This is a genomic window from Stenotrophomonas sp. (genome assembly GCF_050737575.1).
GTDB lineage: Bacteria > Pseudomonadota > Gammaproteobacteria > Xanthomonadales > Xanthomonadaceae > Stenotrophomonas.
Genome location: NZ_JBOHXW010000021.1, coordinates 1 through 1,443 on the forward strand (window position 1 = coordinate 1; position 1,443 = coordinate 1,443).

1 protein-coding gene is annotated in these 1,443 nt (G+C 73.0%); it reads left to right on the plus strand.

Translation table 11 applies throughout. The features are described from left to right. Positions 1-967: DUF222 domain-containing protein (locus tag ACREP4_RS16955; protein WP_431597373.1), on the plus strand; the 967-nt coding region annotated here is incomplete at its 5' end. Positions 968-1,443 lie beyond the last annotated feature (476 nt).

Genomic DNA, 1,443 nt, shown 5'->3' on the forward strand with positions numbered 1-1,443 from the left:
GACGGCGGTGGCGTTGGAGGGGCTGCCCGAGACCGCCGCTGCGGTCCGCGCGGGCACGATCGGGCTGGGGCAGGCGCAGGTCGCGGTGCAGACCGCGAAGGAGCTGCGCCCGGACGTGCGGGAAGAGCTGGACCGGCTGGTCGCCGGCGACGGCGGCGGGATGGACCGCCGGCGGCTGCGCGAGCATGTGGACGCCTGGACGCACACGGTCGACCCTGAGGCGCTGGCAGGGCGGGAGCGGCGGGCGTGGGCGAACCGGCGGGCGTCGGTCACCTCGGACGGCGCGGACGGGTCCGGGCGCGTGGACGCTCGGCTGGACCCGCTCGGCACCGCCACGCTGACCGCCGCGCTGGACCCGCTGGCCCGCAAAACCAGCCACGCCGACGACCGCACCTATCCGCAGAGGATGGCCGACGCGCTCGTCGAGCTGGCCCGACGCTCGCTCGACGCAGGCGACCTGCCCCAGGTCGCGGTCCAACGGCCCCACGTGATCCTGATCGCCACCGCGGAGGCGCTGGACGGCGAGGCGGGGGCTCCTGCGGCGAGGTTGGACGGGGTCGGCCCGGTCAGCGCTGCGACCGCGCAGATGGTCTGCTGCGACGCCGAGGTGGACCGCGCCAACCTCCCCCACCCACCCGCCCTTAACGGAACCCGCAACGGGGAGGTCTTGGACGCGGGCCGCACGCAACGGCAGCCGACCCGCCCTCAGCGGGTCGCGGTGATCGCCCGCGACCAGGTGTGCGTGGGGTGCGGCGCTCCGGCTTCCCGCTGCCAGGTGCATCACGTGCGCTGGTGGACAAGGGATTTGGGACCCACTGACGAGGACAACCTCTGTTTAACCTGCTGGACGTGTCATCACAGGATTCACGAGGACGGCTGGCTCGTCGTCCGCGACCCGGACACCGGACGGTTCAGCATGCACCCGCCCGACCCCACTGCCCGGCCACACCGGCGACGAGCCGGATGACCCGCACCCCCGACCTGGGTCCGACCAGGTCGGGGGCGCCCCAACGTCCAACCCTCGGGCTCACCGCACTTTCTCTGCAGTGCAGCGATGACCCGCAACGGGGAAGTCTTGGACGCGGGCCGCACGCAACGCCAGCCGACGAGGCAGCAGCGGGTCGCGGTCATCGCCAGAGACCAGACCTGCGTCGGCTGCGGCGCGCCCGCGTCCCGCTGCCAGGTCCACCGACCACGCCAACCTCCCCCACCCGCCCACCCCAAAGGAACACGCGACCTGGGACCCACAGACGAGGACAACCTCTGCTTAACCTGCTGGACGTGTCATCACAGGATCCACGAGGACGGCTGGCTCGTCGTCCGCGACCCGGACACCGGACGGTTCAGCATGCACCCGCCCGACCCGCTCGCCCGGCCACACCGACGACGAGCCGGCTGACCCCGCGCCCGACACCACCCACGGACACACGCCAAGAGCCGTTC